The organism is Rhizorhabdus antheiae (genome assembly GCF_049889055.1).
In the GTDB taxonomy this organism is placed as follows: Bacteria; Pseudomonadota; Alphaproteobacteria; order Sphingomonadales; family Sphingomonadaceae; genus Rhizorhabdus.
Map to the genome: position 1 here is coordinate 109,503 of NZ_JBLTWO010000007.1, position 16,952 is coordinate 126,454.

The following is a 16,952-nucleotide window of genomic DNA, read 5'->3' on the forward strand; positions in this document are numbered from 1 at the left end:
TGATACGTTCTTATTTTCGGATAGCGATGCTTTGCCCCCCCGCTCCCGCTATCCAAACCAACAAAGGGCCCGGTCACCTATCCCCCCGTGTGTGACCGGGCCCCAATTTTCTCCAGCATAGATAATGGGTTGAAATGGCTGCTCTGTGTCATGAGCGGAACCGATCCAACCTCTGTGCATTTGTTCACCGAGCTTCCCGGATCGGGAGGCCTCAGTTCTTTCGAAAGAGGGTTGCCATGTTGAAGCGCACTATCGTCCTCGCCTTCGCCGGTCTGTCGCTGTTCTCTGTGACCGCCTGCAACACCGTCGAAGGCGCCGGCAAGGACGTCTCGTCCGCCGGTCGCGCGGTTTCGGACGCCGCCAACGACGTCAAGTAACGCATTCGGCCGAAAGGTCGGGAAGGAGAGCCCGGGACGGTCAGGCCGTCTCGGGCTCTTTCTGTTTGGCGCGGCTGCGCTCGGTAAGCCAGATGCCAACCAGACCGAGTTCGTAAAGAAAGACCAGCGGGATCGCGAGCAGCAGCTGCGATCCGACATCGGGCGGGGTAAGAACCGCAGCGACGGCAAAGGCGCCGACGATCGCGTAACGCCGTGCGCCGACCAGCTGCTTGCGGGTCACGACGCCGGCCCGCTCCAGCAGCATGATCAGCACCGGCAGCAGGAAGGATATCCCGAAGCCGAAGAGGAACTGCATCACGAAGGAAAGGTAATTTCCGACGCCGGGCAGCGCTTCCTGCTGGACGCCGCCGAGATTGCCCTGAAAGCCGAGCAGGAAGTGCAAGGCGACCGGGATCGCAACATAATAGGCAAGCGCGGCACCGGTGGTGAACAGCACGGGGGTCGCGAAGATGAAGGGCAGCAGCGCCCGCTTCTCGTTGCGATAGAGGCCCGGCGCCACGAACTGCCAGACCTGGTTCGCGATGATGGGAAAGGCGAGCATCATCGCCGCGAAGAAGGCGACCTTGATCTCGACGAAGAAGGCCTCGAAAATCTGCGTGTAGATCAGCTTGCTCTGGTTGGCGCGCAGCAACGGCTGGACCAGGAAGGCGAAGATCGGCCGCGCGAAATAGAGGCATATGCCGAAGCATATGCCCAGCGCCGCCAGCGACATCAGCAGCCGCCGTCGCAGTTCGAGCAGATGATCGAGAAGCGGCGCGCGGGTTTCGTCCAGATCGGTCATGTCTGCGGGTGCGGCTTCTGATTCGGAGTGTCGGTGGCGGAGACGGCCTCCGGAGCCGGATCGGTCATGGCAACTTCGGTCGGGGGCTGGACCGCGGTTTCGGCGGGAACGGGCTGCGCGCCGATCGCGATCATGTCGCTATGCGGATCCGCCTCGGCGGCGGGCTGGGGCGGGTGCTCGCGCATGATGCGCGCATTTTCGGCCGCCCACTTCTTCTCCATTTCCTCCAGTTCGGACTGGCGGATCATCTCGTCGATGCCCGAGCGGAAATGGCGCGCGACACCGCGCGCACGGGCTATCCACTGACCGACGACGCGCATGGCCTTGGGCAGGTCCTTGGGACCTATGACCACCAGGGCGACGACGGCAACGAGAAGAAGTTCAGTAGGGGCGATGTCCAGCATGGTGCGCGACCGTAAGGAATCGGGTCGCGATCAGTTCTTGGGCCTGTCGTCCTGCATCGGCTGCAGTCGCTGCTCGGCGCTGGGCTCCAGCGGCGGCTGCTGCTGCAGGCGGGGGGCGGGCTGGTGCGGCGCTGCAGACGTCGTCTCGTCCTCTTCCGACATGCCCTTCTTGAAGCTCTTGATGCCCTTGGCGACGTCACCCATCATATCGGAGAAGCGCCCCTTGCCGAACAGCAGAAGCACAACAATACCGACGACGAGCCAATGCCAAATGCCGAAACCGCCCATGGAAAATCTCCTAGAATAGCCTCCATTTAAGCCCTGCCCCTGCCAATCGCAATGGCGCAGGCTGCGTATTGGCGTGGCGGGCGGGCCGGCGGAGGAGCTTCCCTTGGTACAGATATGCGACAGGGCGGTGACAGCGGCCCCGCTGCTGACCGCTAGTCGGCGTCGCCGCCGTCGGGATCGTCCGGCCCGCCGGTCTCCATCTGCAGCTGTTCGAAGGCCAGATCGACCGGATCGAGCAGGCCGGCGGCCTTGAGATCGGCGATACCGGGCAGGTCGCGACGGCTCTGCAGGCCGAAATGGGTGAGGAAGGCGGGGGTCGTGGCGTAGAGCAGCGGCCGACCCGGCGTCTCGCGCCGACCCGCCGGGCGGATCCAGCCTGCCTCGAGCAGGACGTCGATCGTGCCCTTCGATATCTGGACGCCGCGTATCGCCTCGATCTCCGCCCGGCTGACCGGCTCATGATAGGCGATGATCGCCAGCGTCTCGATGCCCGCACGGCTCAGCTTGCGCGGTTCCTCGCGGGTCCGGCGCAGGATATGGGCGAGGCCGGCCGCCGTCTGGAAATGCCAGCGCCCGCCGCGTTCGACCAATTCGATGCCGCGTCCGGCGTAGAGGCGCGCAAGGCGGGGGAGGGCATCGCCAAGCTGTTCGGCGCCGATCACCGCCATCAGCTCAGCCGGCGTCATCGGAGCTTCGGCGGCGAAAAGAGCCGCTTCGAGGGCGCGCAGCAGATCGTCGGGTTCCTCGATCACTATGCGCTCCGTACGAGCAGCGGGGCGAAAGGCTCTTCCTGCGCCAGCGACAAGCGCCCCTGCTTGGCCAGTTCGAGCGCGGCCAGGAAGCTCGAGGCGAGCGCCGAACGGCGATAATCCCCTTGCGCCTCGACGGGGATGAAAGCCTCAAGACTGGTCCAGTCGATCAGCGCGCCGATCATCCGCGATACCCGCTCGATCGCCTGTTCGAGCGTCATCACCGGTCGGCGCTGGACGATATGGATCGGCGGTTCGGCGCGCGCGCGGACGGCGCCATAGGCCGAGATGAGGTCGTAGAGGCTGGCGTCCCAGGCGGCCTTGCGGACGACTTTCAGCCCTTCGGGCGCCCCACGGCCGAACACGTCCCGGCCCAGCCGGTCGCGCGCCATCAGCCGGGCGCCGGCCTCGCGCATCGCCTGGAGGCGCTGAAGCCGCAATTGCAATCGCAGCGCCAGTTCTTCCGGGCTCGGTTCGACCTCGGGGTCCTTGGGCAGCAGCAGGCAGGATTTGAGGTAAGCGAGCCAGGCGGCCATGACCAGATAGTCGGCCGCGATCTCCAGCTTCAGCGCCTTCGCATTCTCGATGAAGGACAGATATTGCTCGGTCAGTGCCAGGATCGAGATTTTCGCGAGATCGACCTTCTGCGCGCGGGCGAGGCTGAGCAACAGGTCGAGCGGTCCTTCCCATCCGTCGAGGTCGAGCGTGAGCACCTCATCGGGACGTCCGTCCGCCAGCGGCAGGTCCAGAGTGTCGTCGTCTTCCCCCATGGCGGGGAGTTAATCAGGATTCGCCCGCCAAGGAAACAGCGGAACCTGGCCGACTGGCGGGATCAGGCCGGCAAGACCGCCATCAGCGCATCGCGCTTGGCGATCAGCTGCGCGACGTCATCCGCGCCGGTGTGGCCTTCGATCGTCGCCATGGCCCGGGCAAGTCGGCTTTGCGCCGGAGCCTCGATCGGGCCGACCGCTTTGGCGATCGCCTCCATCTCCGCCATGTCGCCCGAACAGTGCAGCGCGATATCGCAGCCTGCGGCCAGCACTGAAGCGGCGCGGCTGCCGAAATCTCCGGTCAGCGCGTGCATGCCCAGATCGTCGGACATCAGCAGGCCGTCGAAGCCGATGCGGCCGCGAATGATCTCGGCGATGATGGTGGGCGACAGGCTGGCGCAATGCTCGCTATCCCAGGCCGGGTAGACGACATGGGCGGTCATCGCCATCGGCGCGTCGGCAAGCTTGATGAAGGGGGCCAGATCGGTCTCCAGCGCATCGGCATCGGCATCGACGACAGGCAGTTCGATATGGCTGTCGGCCATCGCCCGGCCATGGCCGGGAACATGCTTGACCACGCCGACCGCACCGCCTGCGCGCAGGCCCTCGATCACCGCGCGGCCCATCGCTGCCACGCGAAGCGGCTCGGCGCCCAGCGCACGGTCGCCGATGATGTCGTGCGCGCCCGGCTGGCGGACGTCGAGCAGCGGCAGGCAGTCGATATTGATCCCGACCTGACGCAGCATCGCCGCAATAGCCTGGGCATTATGGCGCGCTGCTTCGATCGCCGTCATCGGCGCGATGTCATAGAGCCGGTCGAACAGCTCGGCTTTCGGGAAAGCCGGCCAATGCGGTGGCTGCATCCGCGCGACCCGGCCACCCTCCTGGTCGATCAGGATCGGCAGATCGTCGCGGCCTGACAGGGTGCGCAACGAATCCGTCAGCGCGCGGAGCTGCTCCGGATCCTCGACATTGCGTTTGAACAGGATGAAGCCGGCCGGGTCGAGCTCGCGGAAGAAGCCGCGCTCGGCATCGCTGAGCGTGGTGCCGGCCAGGCCGAGAAACAGGGGCGTCATCGCCATGGTCAGTCCATTCGTCGAAAGGTCGCGCGGCGGAACGCGACGGCGTCCCGCCGATGCGCGCCGTCATCCAATGATCGAGCAGCTCTCGCCGGCCACCTTGAGGCGCTTGCAGATGTCCGCTCCGTTGCCGCCTGTCGCCCGCAGGCGATAGAGGGTCTTGTCGCCCGACTGCACCGGGACCACCGACTGGGTAAGCCCGGACAGGAAGGAGAAGCGACCCGACAGCGTCTTCCACGCGGCATTGGCCTTGGCCTGGCTGGAGAAGGCGCCCAGCTGCACGGTGGAGCCATTGGCCGGTTCGGACGGCGCGGGTGTCGTTACCGGGGCGGGCTTGGGCTTGGCTGCGGGCTTGGCCGCCTGCTTCACGACCGTCTCGTCCACGCTCGCCGCCGCACGCGGGGCAGGGGGCGCGGGCTTCGGCGTCGGTGCCACGGCTTTCTGGACCGGGGCGGGTGCGGGGGCCGCCATGGTCGGGGCAGGCGGCGCAGGCTGCGGCCGATCGACGTTGACCGGGGTCTCGGCGGCGCCGCTGATGTCGATCACGCTCTCGACTTCATTGCCCTTGCTGGCGCTGTAGACGATCTCGTCCCCATCCTCGGGCGCGCTCTCATTGCCCGGGCGCTCTTTATAATAGCTGTCGGGCGCCTGGATCAGCGAACCGTCGCCCGCCGTCGACGCGTCGCGCTGGCGCAGCCAGAAGAAGCCGCCGACGACCAGACCAGCGACGGCCAGCGCCGCGACCAGCCAGATGATCAGCTTCGGGGTGGTGAGACCCGTCGGCTCGTCATATTCCTCTTCGACCGGTTCGAGCCACGGCAGGCGGTCCTCGTCCTGAGGACCGAGCCTGTCGCGCGAATAATCCGCCATCTACTGCATCTCCTCGGCGGCCGAGACGCCCATGACGGCGAGGCCGTTGCGGATAATCTGCCCGATCGCATCGCTCAGCGCCAGCCGGGCGCGGGTGATTTCGGGCCTGTCGGTGAGCAGGAAGCGACGGGCCGGGTCGTCATTGCCCCGGTTCCACAGCGCATGGAACATCGCCGCCAGATCATAGAGGTAGAAGGCGATGCGGTGCGGCTCGTGCGCCTGCGCCGCGCTCTCGACGATCCGGGGGAATTGCGCCGCGAGCTTGACCAGCGCGAGTTCCTCCGCGTCGAGCAGGTCGAGATCGGCTGCCGGCGTCAGGTCGATCCCCGCCTCGGCCGCGCGCCGGTGGAGCGAGCGCCCGCGGGCATGGGCATATTGGACGTAGAAGACGGGATTGTCCTTCGACGCCTCGACCACCTTGGCGAAGTCGAAATCCATCTGGGCGTCGGCCTTGCGGGTGAGCATGGTGAAGCGCACCACGTCCTTACCCACTTCGCGGACCACGTCGGCCAGCGTGACGAAGCTGCCCGACCGCTTCGACATCTTCACCGGCTCGCCGCCGCGCAGCAGCCGGACCATCTGGACCAGCTTGACGTCGAACGCGGTCTTCCCGCCCGTCAGGGCCTGAACCGCCGCCTTGATCCGCTTGACCGTGCCGGCATGGTCGGCGCCCCAGATGTCGATCAGGATGTCGGCGTCGTCCGCTTTCTGCGCGTGATAAGCGAGGTCGGTGCCGAAATAGGTCAGGCCGCCATCGGACTTGCGCACCGGCCGGTCGCTGTCGTCGCCGAAGGCGGTCGCCTTGAACAGCGTCATCTCGGTCGGTTCCCAATCGTCGGGAAGCTCGCCCTTGGGCGGTTCGAGCGTGCCTTCATAGACAAGTCCCTCGGCACGCAGCCGATCGAGCGCCGCGTCGACCTTGCCGGCCTTCTGCACGGCGGCTTCGGACGCGAACACATCATGCTTGATACCGAGCAGGGCGAGGTCGTCGCGGATCATGTCCATCATCGCCGCGACCGTCTTCTCGCGGAACAGGTCGAGCCACTCGCTCTCGGGCTGGCCGACATAGCGGTCGCCGAACTCGGCGGCGAGCGCCTGACCGATCGGGATAAGGTAGTCGCCCGGATAGAAGCCCTCGGGAATGTCGATGCTCTCGCCCAGCGCCTCGCGATAGCGCAGATGCGCCGAGCGGGCGAGCGTCTGCACCTGGGCGCCCGCGTCGTTGACATAATATTCGCGGACGACGTCGTGCCCTGCGAATTCCAGCAGCGCGGCGAGCGCGTCGCCGACCACCGCGCCCCGGCAATGCCCCATGTGCATCGGACCGGTCGGGTTGGCCGAGACATATTCGACGTTTACGCGCTTGCCCTTGCCGAGCGTCGAGCGCCCATAGTCCGCACCCAGCGCGAGGATGTCGGCGAGTTCCTGCCGGAGCCGGGCATCGGTCAGGCGGACATTGATGAAGCCGGGTCCGGCCACTTCGGCGCTGGCGATCTCGGGGAGTGCCGCAAGGCGTGGGACGATCAGTTCGGCCAGGGCGCGTGGATTCTTGCCGGCGGGCTTGGCCAGCACCATCGCCGCGTTGGTCGCGAGGTCGCCATGGCTGGCGTCGCGCGGCGGCTCGACCGTGACATTCCGTCGATCGAGGCCGGCCGGCAGGTCGCCGGACGCCTGGAGGTCGTCGAGAATGGCGCCGATCCGGTCGGCAAAGCTGGCGTAGAGCGTGGTCAATTTCAATTCCGCTGGCGATAAGGTGGAGCGTCGCCTTAGCGGATCGTCGCCCAAAGGTCAGTCCTTAGTTTTCTTGCCTCCCTCGGCGAGGCTGTAGGTGGGGATTGTCGGGGCTAGCGGATCGAAACGCACCCACAGGGCAAGGACCAGCGCGACGCCCAGCAGCAGGCCGGCACCTATCCGGGACGTTCGGGCGGGCGACAGCATCAGCAGAAACGGCAGCGCGGCGAACAGCGGGGCGACCAGTACGACGGAAAGCTCTGCGCCGATGCCGAGAAACAGGAAATGCGCCTGTGCCAGCAGATGCCCGATCGCGATCGCCGCGCAAAGGGCCATCGCCGGAAGCGCGGCCCGCTCTCCCAGCCATGCCCGTGCTGCCAAAGCGACCGCGGCGAGGAGCAGCGGCCAATGGAGCAGGGGCGCGGCGGTCGGCAGCGTGGCCTGCACGAGGATGCCCGCCAGCATCAGGAGAAGGATCGCGCCTTCGGTGCGTGCGGTTCGATCAGCGGGCAGGAACCAGGCCGACGCCATCGCCAGCAGCGCGACCGGGACGATGGCGATCGGCCCGCCTGTCAGTAGCCCGACCCACATAAGGATCATGGCCGGCGCGAGGGCGACAGTGTGTGGATCGGTCCGGCGGATCGTCGGCAGCAGGCAGAGCAGTGCGGCCAGAGCTGCGGCCGCCATCGCTTCGAGCCGGGGCAGGGCTGCGAGGCGGTCGTAATAATTGGCACCGCCGCTGCCGGAGAGCGCGTTGAACGCGAGCAGCAGCAGTGCGGCATGGAGGAGGATGGCGAGCGTGATCAGCGCGCCGCACGTGACCTGGGCCCGCTCCGGCTTCTCGCGCCACAGGGCAAAGCCGATCAGCAGCGCCGAGCCGAGCAGGATCAGCCAGCCCCCGGCTGCCGGATAGACGATCGTCGCGCGGCCCATCAGGTCGGAGAAGCTCGCATCGTCGGTCCGGGCTGGAAGATCGCGAGCGTAGAGCAGCGCCGACGAGAGCGCCAAGGCCTGTCCTCCCATGTCCTGCAGCGAGGCGGGGTCGACCACCTCAGGGATGGCGGACGGCGAGTGATAGGCCGCACCCCGATCGAGAACAGCGAGGTTGTACCCCGGAATGCCCCGGCGCTTGGCCACCGTATAGTCGGTGTAATTGGGCATGTTGTTGTACACGAGCACCGACAGCGAATTGGTCGCCGGGCGGTGCACATGCTCGGCATAGAGGCGCATCATCGCGCCATTGCCGGGGCCGGTCTCGAACATGTTGGCGCGGCCACCGGCGCCGCGCGCCTCCATGTTGATGATGGCGCCGATACGCCGGGCAAGAGGGTGGCGGGCGAAGAAATATTCGGCGCCATCGAGCCCCAGTTCCTCGCCATCGGTGAACAGCAGCACCAGGTCGCGCTCGGGCGGGCCGCGTTCGCCTATGGCGCGCGCGACTTCGAGCGCCGCAGCCACCCCCATCGCGTCGTCGGCCGCGCCGGGCGAGCCCCAGACGCTGTCGTGATGCGCCATCAGCAGCAGCGGCGGCAGGCTGCGGTCGCGTCCCGGAAAGACACCGATCAGGTTGCGCGCGATCACGCCCCGCTCGGCGCGACCACTCCATTTGCCGAGACGGCGGAGTGAGGCCGCCCCCAGCGGCATCTCCTGGACTTCGACGGCGGCGCCGATGGTGTGCATCCGCAGCAGCAGATAGGCCGAGACCCGCTGGTTTTCTGCCGATCCAGTCGGATGCGGCACCCGGCCGATCGCCGAAACGTCGCGCATCGCCCGCGCGGCGGAAAAGGCGGTCGCCGGTGCGTTCACGTCCCGCGCTGCCGGCGGCAGGACCGCCAGCACTGCCCAGAGCAGGGCGCCTGCAAGAGCGATAAGCAGCGCGATCGTCCGTGCCATCAGAAGCCTTCCAGCGAGACCGGCCCGACATGCTCGGCATAGCGGGTGAGCGCATAGCGATCGGTCATGCCGGCGATGAAGTCGCCGATATGGCGCGTCCGGGCCGGTTCGGCTTCGGGCAGGGAGGCGCGCCAATTGTCGGGAAGCAGCGCCGGATCGCGGCGATAGGCATCGGCCAATCCCGAAACGACCATCGCCATGCGCTCGGCGATCTCCAGCTGTTGCGGGTGGTGGTAGAGGTTGGCGTACATGAAGCGCGTAAGCGCTTTCTCCCGTGCAGCCATCTCGTCCGAGAAACCGATCAGCGCTCGCCCGGCCGCACGAACATCCTCGACCGAGCGGGGGGCGGCCTCGTCCAGTCGACGCCGGCTTTCGGCCAGCAGGTCATTGACCATGCAGCCGATCTGTTCGCGCACCAGTTCGCCGAGCAGGCGCCCCTCGGGTACGTCGGGATAACGCTGGCGGACGCGATCCCAGTTGCTCCGGACCAGCGGGTCTTCGAGAACCTGATCGAGCGTCAGCAGGCCTGCGCGGACGCCGTCGTCGATGTCGTGATTGTCATAAGCGATGTCGTCCGCGAGTGCGGCGACTTGCGCCTCCGGCCCGGCCCAGCTGTCGAGATCGAGCGGCCATTGATCGTCGACCTCGGCCATCGCCCAGGTCCGATGGCGCACCGGGCCATTATGCTTGGCCAGCCCTTCGAGCGTTTCCCAACTCAAATTCAGGCCCTCGTGCGACGGATAGGGCGAGTCGAGCCGGGTGAAAATGCGCAGGGTGTGGGCATTATGATCGAACCCGCCGACATCGGCCATCGCGGCCTTCAGCGCATCTTCTCCGGCATGGCCGAAGGGCGGGTGGCCGATATCATGGCCGAGGCACAGCGCCTCGGTCAGGTCTTCGTTGAGGCCCAGCGCGCGGGCGATGGTCCGCCCGATCTGCGCGACCTCCAGGCTGTGGGTCAGGCGGACGCGAAAATGGTCGCCATCGGGAGCGACGAAGACCTGCGTCTTGTGACGCAGCCGTCGAAAGCTGATCGAGTGGATGATCCGGTCGCGGTCGCGCTGAAAGGGGTCGCGCGGCCCGCGCGTCTCTCCGTCGCCATGGCTGTGAAAACGGCCCCGGCTGCGGCTCGGGTCGGAGGCATAAGGCGCAAGATCAGGCATCGTCGCCCTGATGGCGGAGCGGATCGGACAAGTCGACTCCCGACTGCGCGTCGGAAGCGGTACTCAGCGCACGCTGTCGCCGGGCGTCACGGTCTCGGCGGATTGCGGACGGCTGGAAAGATCGGCGTTCATCAGCATGATCGGCAGCAGGCCGCGCCAGCCCTCGCCTTCGATCTCCATCTCGGGATAGAGCCGCTCGGCAGCCGCGGCCTGCGGCTGCGCCGTCGGGTCGACGGATGTCGTCACCGCCAGGGCAGGGGCGGCGGCGAGCAGCAGGGGCAACAGGACGATAGAACGCAGCATGACGACTCCGATGATGGAGTCGCTAATGCGGCCTTGCCGTTACCCTTTTATGACAGGACCGTTGCACGGCCGTCGGGATGGATCAGTTGATCCGCTCGACCTTCTGCCCGGCAGAGGTCGTCACGGGGAAGCAGCTCAATCCCCCGGTCCGCGCCTCGTTCACATAATCCTGGGCGGCGCCCTTGCTGGCGAACGGACCGATCAGCAGCCGGTTGGTCGCCTTGTAGGGCGTGGTCCAGGGCGAACGGCCCGACAGTAGCCTGGCATGCGCTTTCTTCTGCTTGTCCCATTCCTTGTCGAGGTCGGGCTTGTAGGCGCCGCTGGCGATCTGCACCCAATAGCGTTCAGGATTGGACTTCTTCGCCTTGGCTTCCTCGCGGGCCTTGGCCTTCTTCTCGGCCTCCGCCTTTTCTGCGGCGGCCCGCTTCTGGGCGGCGCGGCGATCCTGCGCCAGACTGCGCTGATCGGCGACCTTCTGTTCGGCCTCTTCGACTGCAGACAGACCCACAGCAGGCTCAGGCGCGGTGGCCGTCGTGGCGGCGGCGCTACGCTGGCTGCTATCGCTGCGGTTGACCAGTCGGCCGCTGCGATCGAACTGCGGGCGCTGCGCGGGGGTGGCGCTGGCGCTCGAAGACGGGGCGGGCGCCGGGGCAGCTACTTCCTTGGAGGACGGCGCGGGCCGCGCCTCGGCAAGCTGCATCGGCACCTTGTCTTCGGGGAAATGGCCGAAATGCACGGCGGCGGCCTTCTCGGCCGGCTTGAGCGATGCGAGGCGTGCCAGGAAGGGCTTGAGCGCATCGGCCTGAAAGCGCGGCAGAACCGCGTTGGCCGCCGCCTCCGCGCCGATCGTATCGCCCGTCATCGCCAGCACGAAGGCCCGCGCGCGCCAGGCGGCGATGTCCTTCTTGCGCAGAAGCGGATCGAGGATGGTCAGCGCATTGGCCTTGTCGCCACTCATCGCCATCGACAGCGCGAGTCGCCGGATTGCCTCGGGGTCCTGCTTGGTCCGCATGACCAGCGCATAATCGGCCTGTGCCTTGCGGTTGTCGCCGCGCAGATCATAAGCAAGGCCGCGGTCGAGTGCGACGTCGACCGCTGGAATGCCCAGATCGACCGCGCTGTCGAACAGGCGGAGCGCCGCGCGCGGCTGTTCCTTCTGGATAAGGGCCGAACCGAGGCCCGCCTTGACCCGACCATCGCGCGGGGAGATTTTCTCGGCCCGGACGAAGAAGTTGATTGCCGCATCGGCGTCGCCGACGGCGAGGGCGGCGGTGCCCGCGCCGGTCAGCGCTTCCAAGTCGCCCGGATCGCGCGCCAGAACGCGCAGGTAGCGGGCCAGCGCCTCGGCGGGGTCGCCCCGGGCCATCGCATCGCGCGCGCTGGCGACGGGATCGGTAACGACGGTCTCCTCGGACATATCGTCGAGCGACTGCGCCCAAAGCGGCACGGCGGCGCCCACGGCCACCAGCAGCGACCAGCCCCCCAAGAGATGATATATCTTCTTCATGATGCCGCCATGCTTAACCATAGCAATGCGGCGGACCGCAAGACGATTCCAGCCATTGTCGCCGGACCGGGCGGTGTTCGCGGCGGTCGGCCGCGAACACCCGTCCGATCAGCCGCTTACTGGTTGCTCTGACGGTTCAGGAAGCGCGGGACGGCGCCATTGCCCGGTTCTTCCGTATCGACCTGCGCCTTGGCCGCGCCGCGTGCGATGTTGGACATGCGCTCGAACAGCGTTGCGCCCGTCGAAGAGGGACGGCGGGCGGGCTCGGGTTCGGCGGCCCAGCGGTTTCCGGCTTCTTCCTCGCTCGCTTCCGGCGCCGGGGCGGGAACGGATGCTTCGGGCTGAAGTAGCAGTTCGTCATTGAACAGGCTCGTCAGTTCGAGCGTCTCGGCCGGACCTTCGGGAGCCTCGAGAACGAGCTTTTCTTCTGCGGGAGCAGCCGCCGTGCTGTGCGGTGCAGCCTCGGCTTGCGGGGCCGGCGTCGCGGCTGCAGTCGGTTCGGGCGCTACCGCGACAGGCGCGGCGGCCTGCGGCACGACGACCGACTTTTCTTCGCGCGCCGGGGTGCGCGGCGGGAAGCTGAAGCTCTTCGACGGCTCGGGCATCGTCGCGGCGTCGACCTCGATGCCGGTCGCGACGACCGACACGCGGATGCGGCCTTCCAGTTCGTTGTTGAAGGCCGAACCCCAGATGATGTTCGCGTCCTGGTCGACCAGCTGGCGGATGTGGTTGGCGGCCTCGTCGACTTCGAGCAGGCGCATGTCGTCGCCGCCGGTGATCGACACGATGACGCCCTTGGCACCGTTCAGGCTGACGCCGTCGAGCAGCGGGTTGGCGATCGCCTTTTCGGCGGCCTCGATCGCGCGATTGTCGCCGGTCGCTTCGCCGGTGCCCATCATCGCCTTGCCCATCTCGCTCATCACCGAGCGGACATCGGCGAAGTCGAGGTTGATGAGGCCGGGCATGACCATCAGATCGGTGATGCCACGCACGCCCTGCTGGAGGACCTGATCGGCCATCTGGAACGCTTCCTTGAAGGTCGTGTTCGGATTGGCGATCAGGAAGAGGTTCTGGTTCGGGATCACGATCAGCGTGTCGACGTGCTTCTGCAGTTCCTCGATGCCGGCCTCGGCCGAGCGCATGCGACGATTGCCTTCGAAGCTGAACGGCTTGGTGACGACGCCGACGGTCAGGATGCCGCGGTCGCGCGCTGCCTTGGCGATCACGGGTGCCGCGCCGGTCCCGGTGCCACCGCCCATGCCGGCGGCGATGAAGCACATGTGCGAGCCTTCGAGGGCCTTTTCGACCTGATCGAGCGTCTCTTCGGCGGCGGCCCGTCCGATTTCGGGACGGCTTCCGGCGCCGAGGCCCTGCGTGATCTTCAGGCCGAGCTGGATGCGACGCTCGGCCGGGGAGGCGTTGAGCGCCTGCGCGTCGGTGTTGGTGACGATGAAGTCGACGCCCTGGACGTCGGCCTGGATCATGTTCGCGACCGCGTTCCCGCCCGCGCCGCCGACCCCGATAACGCTGATGCGGGGTTTCAGCTCGTCGACCTGCGGACGCATGAACTCGATCGTCATAGATAATCTCCCTTGCGGCCCTGCCCGCCGAAGCACCGGATGGGCCGAATCTTGCCAGACGCGATTCGCCGAATCACGCGAAAAGTTGTCCTATCCACATTTTTCGGGGTTAACCGAGCTGTGGTGGCGGTACTCCGTCTCAATAGCCGCTCTTGATCGCTGCCATCAGCTTGCCGACGAGTCCCATCGGCTGCGGCCGGTGGACCGTCTGTTCGGCCACGAAGGGACGAAGTTCGGCCGGATTGTCGGCGGCGACCTGGGCGAGACCGACCAGCGTGGCGAAGGCCGGCCCGCTATGCGCGTCGGGCAGGCCCGAAAGAGTGCGGGGACGACCAATCCGGACACTGCGGCCCAATACGCCCTGGGCATAGTCGGCGATACCGCGAAGTTCCGCGCCTCCGCCGGTCAGGACGACCTGCCGGCCGACCGGGCCGACATAGCCGAGGTCCGACAGTGCCTTGGCGACCGCGTCCATCCAGTGGTCGAGGCGCAGGCGGATCACCTGGATCAATTGCGCCCGACTGATGCGCGGTGGGTCGATGCCGTCGGCGGCTTCCTCGGGCGAACCGATTTCGAGCATTTCATGGTTGTCGCGCGGGCTGTTCTGCGCCGAACCATGGACGCATTTCAGCCGTTCGGCCTGCGCGCGGCGGATGTTGAAGGCCGAGGCGATGTCGTCGGTGATGTCGGCGCAGCCCATCGGCAGCGAGGTCAGGCCCACCAGCAGCCCGCCCGCGAACAGCGACACGTTGGTGACCCCCGCACCCATCTCGACGAGCGCGATGCCCATCTCGCGGTCTTCGTTGGACAGGCAGGATGCACCGGTCGCGATCGGCGAGGCGACGATCGACTTGACGCCCAGATGCGCCGAGCGGACGCACAGAGCGAGATTGCGGACGGGCGAGGGCTCGGCTGCGATGACGTGGATCTCCACCCCCAGCTTGTCGGCGTGAAGACCGAGCGGGTTCTTGACGCCGTTCAGGCCGTCGAGCGTGTAGAGCGTCGGTTGCGCGTGGAGGACCATGCGGCCCTGCGGGTTGAGCGACTGCCGGCCCTGGCGGAGCAGTTCGTCGATGTCCGGCTGCTCGATCTGGACGCCGCCGAGGTCCACCTCGACCTGCGCCACGTCGCTGACGAGACCGCCGGCCGAAAAGCTGACCCAGACATGGTCGATATTGGTGCGGGCGATCGTCTCGGCCTGCTCGACCGCCTCGCGGATCGCGGACTCGGTCGCTTCCATGTCGGCGATATAGCCGCGGCGCACGCCCCGGCTTTCGCGCTGGCCGCTGCCCAGCACCTCGAGCTCGCCGGCCTCGTTGGGTCGCGCGATCAGGGCAGAGACCTTCGACGAACCGATATCGATCGCCGTGATCAGACCGTCATTGCGCGGCTGCGCCATCGCTGCTCCCTTTCCCCAAATTGCCATTGCCAGCCCTCATGTCGTCGACTTCGGGCTGAGCTGTGCCGCCGGCGGCTCGATGCGGCTGCCGGGCTCGCGCGATACGCGCGCGACCATCCGCGATGGATCACGCATGTCGATCGAAACGAGGCCCTTGCCGAGAAGGCCGGCGCGGCGGTCTTCCTGTGCAAAGAAGACCAGCGCCTTGGCCGCCTCCGCATCGCCTTCGGGCAGCAGCAGCTTTTCGCCCGACTGAAAGATGATGTCCCAGCGCCGGTCGCCCTGCCAGCTCGCCGCCGTGACCAGCGGCCTGAGCGACGGGGCATTCGCCATCAGCGCCGCGAGCGCGCTGGCACGGCGGTTTGCGCCGGGCCCGACGACGACAGGCAGATCGGGCATGGCGCGGTCGTCGACCGGGCCGATCACGACCCCGTCCTTGTCGATCAGTGCCAGCCGGTGCTGATATTGCCAGATCGCGGTCGGCACGCGCTCGACGATGTCGACGACCAGCGTGTCGGGCAGGCGCCGCGATACCCGAGCGTCCGAAATCCAGCCGAGCTTCATCAGTTCGGCGCGCGTGCCGTCCAGATCGACCAGAGGCATGGGTCGTGCCTGTTGCCGCATGGCGATGTCGTAGACGACGGCGCTGTCGACCTGACGGCGATTCAATATCTCGACATTGCGGACTTTGAAGCCCGCGCTGCCGATGCCGTCGGCGATCATCAGGCCGATCATCTGCGGCAGGCCCATGGCGATCAGGCCGGCTATAACCCCGCCGGTGACGGCGATGCCGAGCGTCCAGTTCCCGGTCTTGCGGAGCGCGTCGCGCGAGATCGGCAGCTGATCGACGGCCTTGTCGAGGGTCGAGGCGCTGCGGCGCGTGGGCGCGCGACGGGCCGGCGCGCTGGCGCGCGGTCGGCGGTCGGCGGAACGCGCGCGCGCGGCCTTCATCCCTGCTGTCCTTCCTTTGCCTTCTTGTCTGCCAGCGCCTCGTCGACGATCGCCTGGACAAGATCGGCATAGGTCATGCCCGTCTGCTTCGCCTGTTCGGGGACGAGGCTGAGCGGGGTCATGCCCGGCTGGGTGTTGACCTCAAGCAGATAGAGGCCCTCGATGCCCTGTTCGTCATCCCAGCGGAAGTCGGAGCGTGACGTACCCCGGCATCCCAGCACGCGGTGCGCGTCGAGCGCCATGCGCATGGCTTCGTCGGCGATGTCCTGCGGGATGTTCGCCGGACAGACATGCGTCGTCAGGCCGTCGGTATATTTGGCCTCATAGTCATAGAAGCCGCTGGTCGGGACCAGCTCGGTGACGCACAGCGCGCGATCGCCGAGCACCGCCACGGTCAATTCGCGCCCCCGGATGAAGGGCTCGGCGAGCAATGTCTTGAAGGTCTGCCAGGGGCCATGGGCATCACGATGAATCGGCGACCCGTGATTGTCACGATCTTTTATGATCGCGACGCCGACCGACGATCCCTCGTTGACGGGCTTGAGCACATAGGGGCGGGGCAGGGGATCTCCCTCGTGCAGGCTCGCGCTCTCGACGATCCGGCCCTCGGGCATGCGGATGCCGGCGGGGACCAGCTGCTGCTTGGTCAGTTCCTTGTCGATCGCGATCACCGAGGTGGTGAGGCCGGAATGGGTATAGGTCAGCCCCATCAGGTCCATCATGCCCTGTATCGTGCCGTCCTCGCCTGGCGTGCCATGCAGCGCATTGAAGACCACGTCGGGCTTAGCCGCCGCCAGCCGCGCGGCGACATCGCGGTCCATGTCGATCCGCGTCACCTTGTGCCCGAGGCTTTCAAGCGCATCGGCGACGCCATTGCCCGAGGTCAGCGACACCTCGCGCTCGGCCGACCAGCCGCCCATCAGCACGGCGATGTGGAGAGGCGCATGCGTCACAGCCCGTTCCTTCCCATGCTGGGAAGGGTTCCGCCGCTGGCGCGGCGCCCCTCCACCAGCCTGCGGCTGGTCCCCCTCCCCGTGCCGGGGAGGAACATGTTGGCCGATCCGCTGCCGGTGGGCGGCACAATGA

The 16,952-nt window shown here is 67.1% G+C and carries 17 protein-coding genes; 1 reads left to right on the plus strand and 16 read right to left on the minus strand.

Features of this window, described 5'->3' with window-relative positions; all coding sequences use genetic code 11:
• Window positions 1-236 precede the first annotated feature (236 nt).
• Window positions 237-377 (plus strand): entericidin A/B family lipoprotein, encoded by a 141-nt coding sequence (locus ACNI3R_RS14255; protein ID WP_296619947.1) that lies wholly within the window; start codon window positions 237-239, stop codon window positions 375-377.
• Window positions 378-417: 40 nt separating this feature from the next.
• Here ACNI3R_RS14255 and tatC read toward each other — a convergent pair whose 3' ends face one another.
• The 16 genes from tatC to ACNI3R_RS14335 all read right to left on the minus strand — a co-directional run bounded on the left by tatC (window position 418) and on the right by ACNI3R_RS14335 (window position 16,819).
• Window positions 418-1,179: a twin-arginine translocase subunit TatC gene (gene tatC, locus ACNI3R_RS14260; RefSeq protein ID WP_426184445.1), complete on the minus strand. Its 762-nt coding sequence runs from the start codon at window positions 1,177-1,179 to the stop codon at window positions 418-420.
• Window positions 1,176-1,583, minus strand: coding sequence for a Sec-independent protein translocase protein TatB (gene tatB, locus ACNI3R_RS14265; protein WP_426184447.1), 408 nt, complete (start codon window positions 1,581-1,583; stop codon window positions 1,176-1,178). Before tatB ends, tatC begins: the two co-directional genes overlap by 4 nt.
• A gap of 30 nt (window positions 1,584-1,613) precedes the next feature.
• Window positions 1,614-1,871, minus strand: coding sequence for a twin-arginine translocase TatA/TatE family subunit (locus ACNI3R_RS14270; protein WP_426184449.1), 258 nt, complete (start codon window positions 1,869-1,871; stop codon window positions 1,614-1,616).
• 152 nt (window positions 1,872-2,023) lie between these two features.
• Complete coding sequence (gene scpB / locus ACNI3R_RS14275; RefSeq protein WP_426184451.1) at window positions 2,024-2,623, minus strand: SMC-Scp complex subunit ScpB; 600 nt, start codon at window positions 2,621-2,623, stop codon at window positions 2,024-2,026.
• Window positions 2,623-3,390 (minus strand): segregation and condensation protein A, encoded by a 768-nt coding sequence (locus ACNI3R_RS14280; RefSeq protein ID WP_426184453.1) that lies wholly within the window; start codon window positions 3,388-3,390, stop codon window positions 2,623-2,625. The genes scpB and ACNI3R_RS14280 overlap by 1 nt, the downstream gene beginning before the upstream one ends.
• Before the next feature lie 62 nt (window positions 3,391-3,452).
• Window positions 3,453-4,466, minus strand: a complete 1,014-nt coding sequence (gene nagZ / locus ACNI3R_RS14285; protein ID WP_426184699.1) for a beta-N-acetylhexosaminidase — start codon at window positions 4,464-4,466, stop codon at window positions 3,453-3,455.
• A gap of 69 nt (window positions 4,467-4,535) precedes the next feature.
• On the minus strand, window positions 4,536-5,339 hold the full coding sequence (locus ACNI3R_RS14290) for an SPOR domain-containing protein (RefSeq protein ID WP_426184455.1): 804 nt from the start codon (window positions 5,337-5,339) through the stop codon (window positions 4,536-4,538).
• On the minus strand, window positions 5,340-7,070 hold the full coding sequence (gene argS / locus ACNI3R_RS14295) for an arginine--tRNA ligase (RefSeq protein WP_426184457.1): 1,731 nt from the start codon (window positions 7,068-7,070) through the stop codon (window positions 5,340-5,342). It lies immediately after the preceding gene.
• 57 nt (window positions 7,071-7,127) lie between these two features.
• Window positions 7,128-8,963: a M20/M25/M40 family metallo-hydrolase gene (locus tag ACNI3R_RS14300; protein WP_426184459.1), complete on the minus strand. Its 1,836-nt coding sequence runs from the start codon at window positions 8,961-8,963 to the stop codon at window positions 7,128-7,130.
• Complete coding sequence (locus tag ACNI3R_RS14305; protein WP_426184461.1) at window positions 8,963-10,126, minus strand: deoxyguanosinetriphosphate triphosphohydrolase; 1,164 nt, start codon at window positions 10,124-10,126, stop codon at window positions 8,963-8,965. The genes ACNI3R_RS14300 and ACNI3R_RS14305 overlap by 1 nt, the downstream gene beginning before the upstream one ends.
• A 63-nt stretch (window positions 10,127-10,189) precedes the next feature.
• Entirely contained in the window at window positions 10,190-10,429 is a 240-nt protein-coding gene (locus ACNI3R_RS14310; protein ID WP_426184463.1) for a hypothetical protein, read from the minus strand.
• 82 nt (window positions 10,430-10,511) lie between these two features.
• On the minus strand, window positions 10,512-11,936 hold the full coding sequence (locus tag ACNI3R_RS14315; protein WP_426184465.1) for an SPOR domain-containing protein: 1,425 nt from the start codon (window positions 11,934-11,936) through the stop codon (window positions 10,512-10,514).
• Between the two features lie 116 nt (window positions 11,937-12,052).
• Window positions 12,053-13,516: a cell division protein FtsZ gene (ftsZ, locus tag ACNI3R_RS14320; protein ID WP_426184467.1), complete on the minus strand. Its 1,464-nt coding sequence runs from the start codon at window positions 13,514-13,516 to the stop codon at window positions 12,053-12,055.
• Between the two features lie 139 nt (window positions 13,517-13,655).
• Window positions 13,656-14,915 (minus strand): cell division protein FtsA, encoded by a 1,260-nt coding sequence (ftsA, locus tag ACNI3R_RS14325; protein WP_426184469.1) that lies wholly within the window; start codon window positions 14,913-14,915, stop codon window positions 13,656-13,658.
• A gap of 36 nt (window positions 14,916-14,951) precedes the next feature.
• Window positions 14,952-15,866, minus strand: a complete 915-nt coding sequence (locus tag ACNI3R_RS14330; protein WP_426184471.1) for a cell division protein FtsQ/DivIB — start codon at window positions 15,864-15,866, stop codon at window positions 14,952-14,954.
• Window positions 15,863-16,819, minus strand: coding sequence for a D-alanine--D-alanine ligase (locus tag ACNI3R_RS14335; protein ID WP_426184473.1), 957 nt, complete (start codon window positions 16,817-16,819; stop codon window positions 15,863-15,865). The genes ACNI3R_RS14330 and ACNI3R_RS14335 overlap by 4 nt, the downstream gene beginning before the upstream one ends.
• Window positions 16,820-16,952 lie beyond the last annotated feature (133 nt).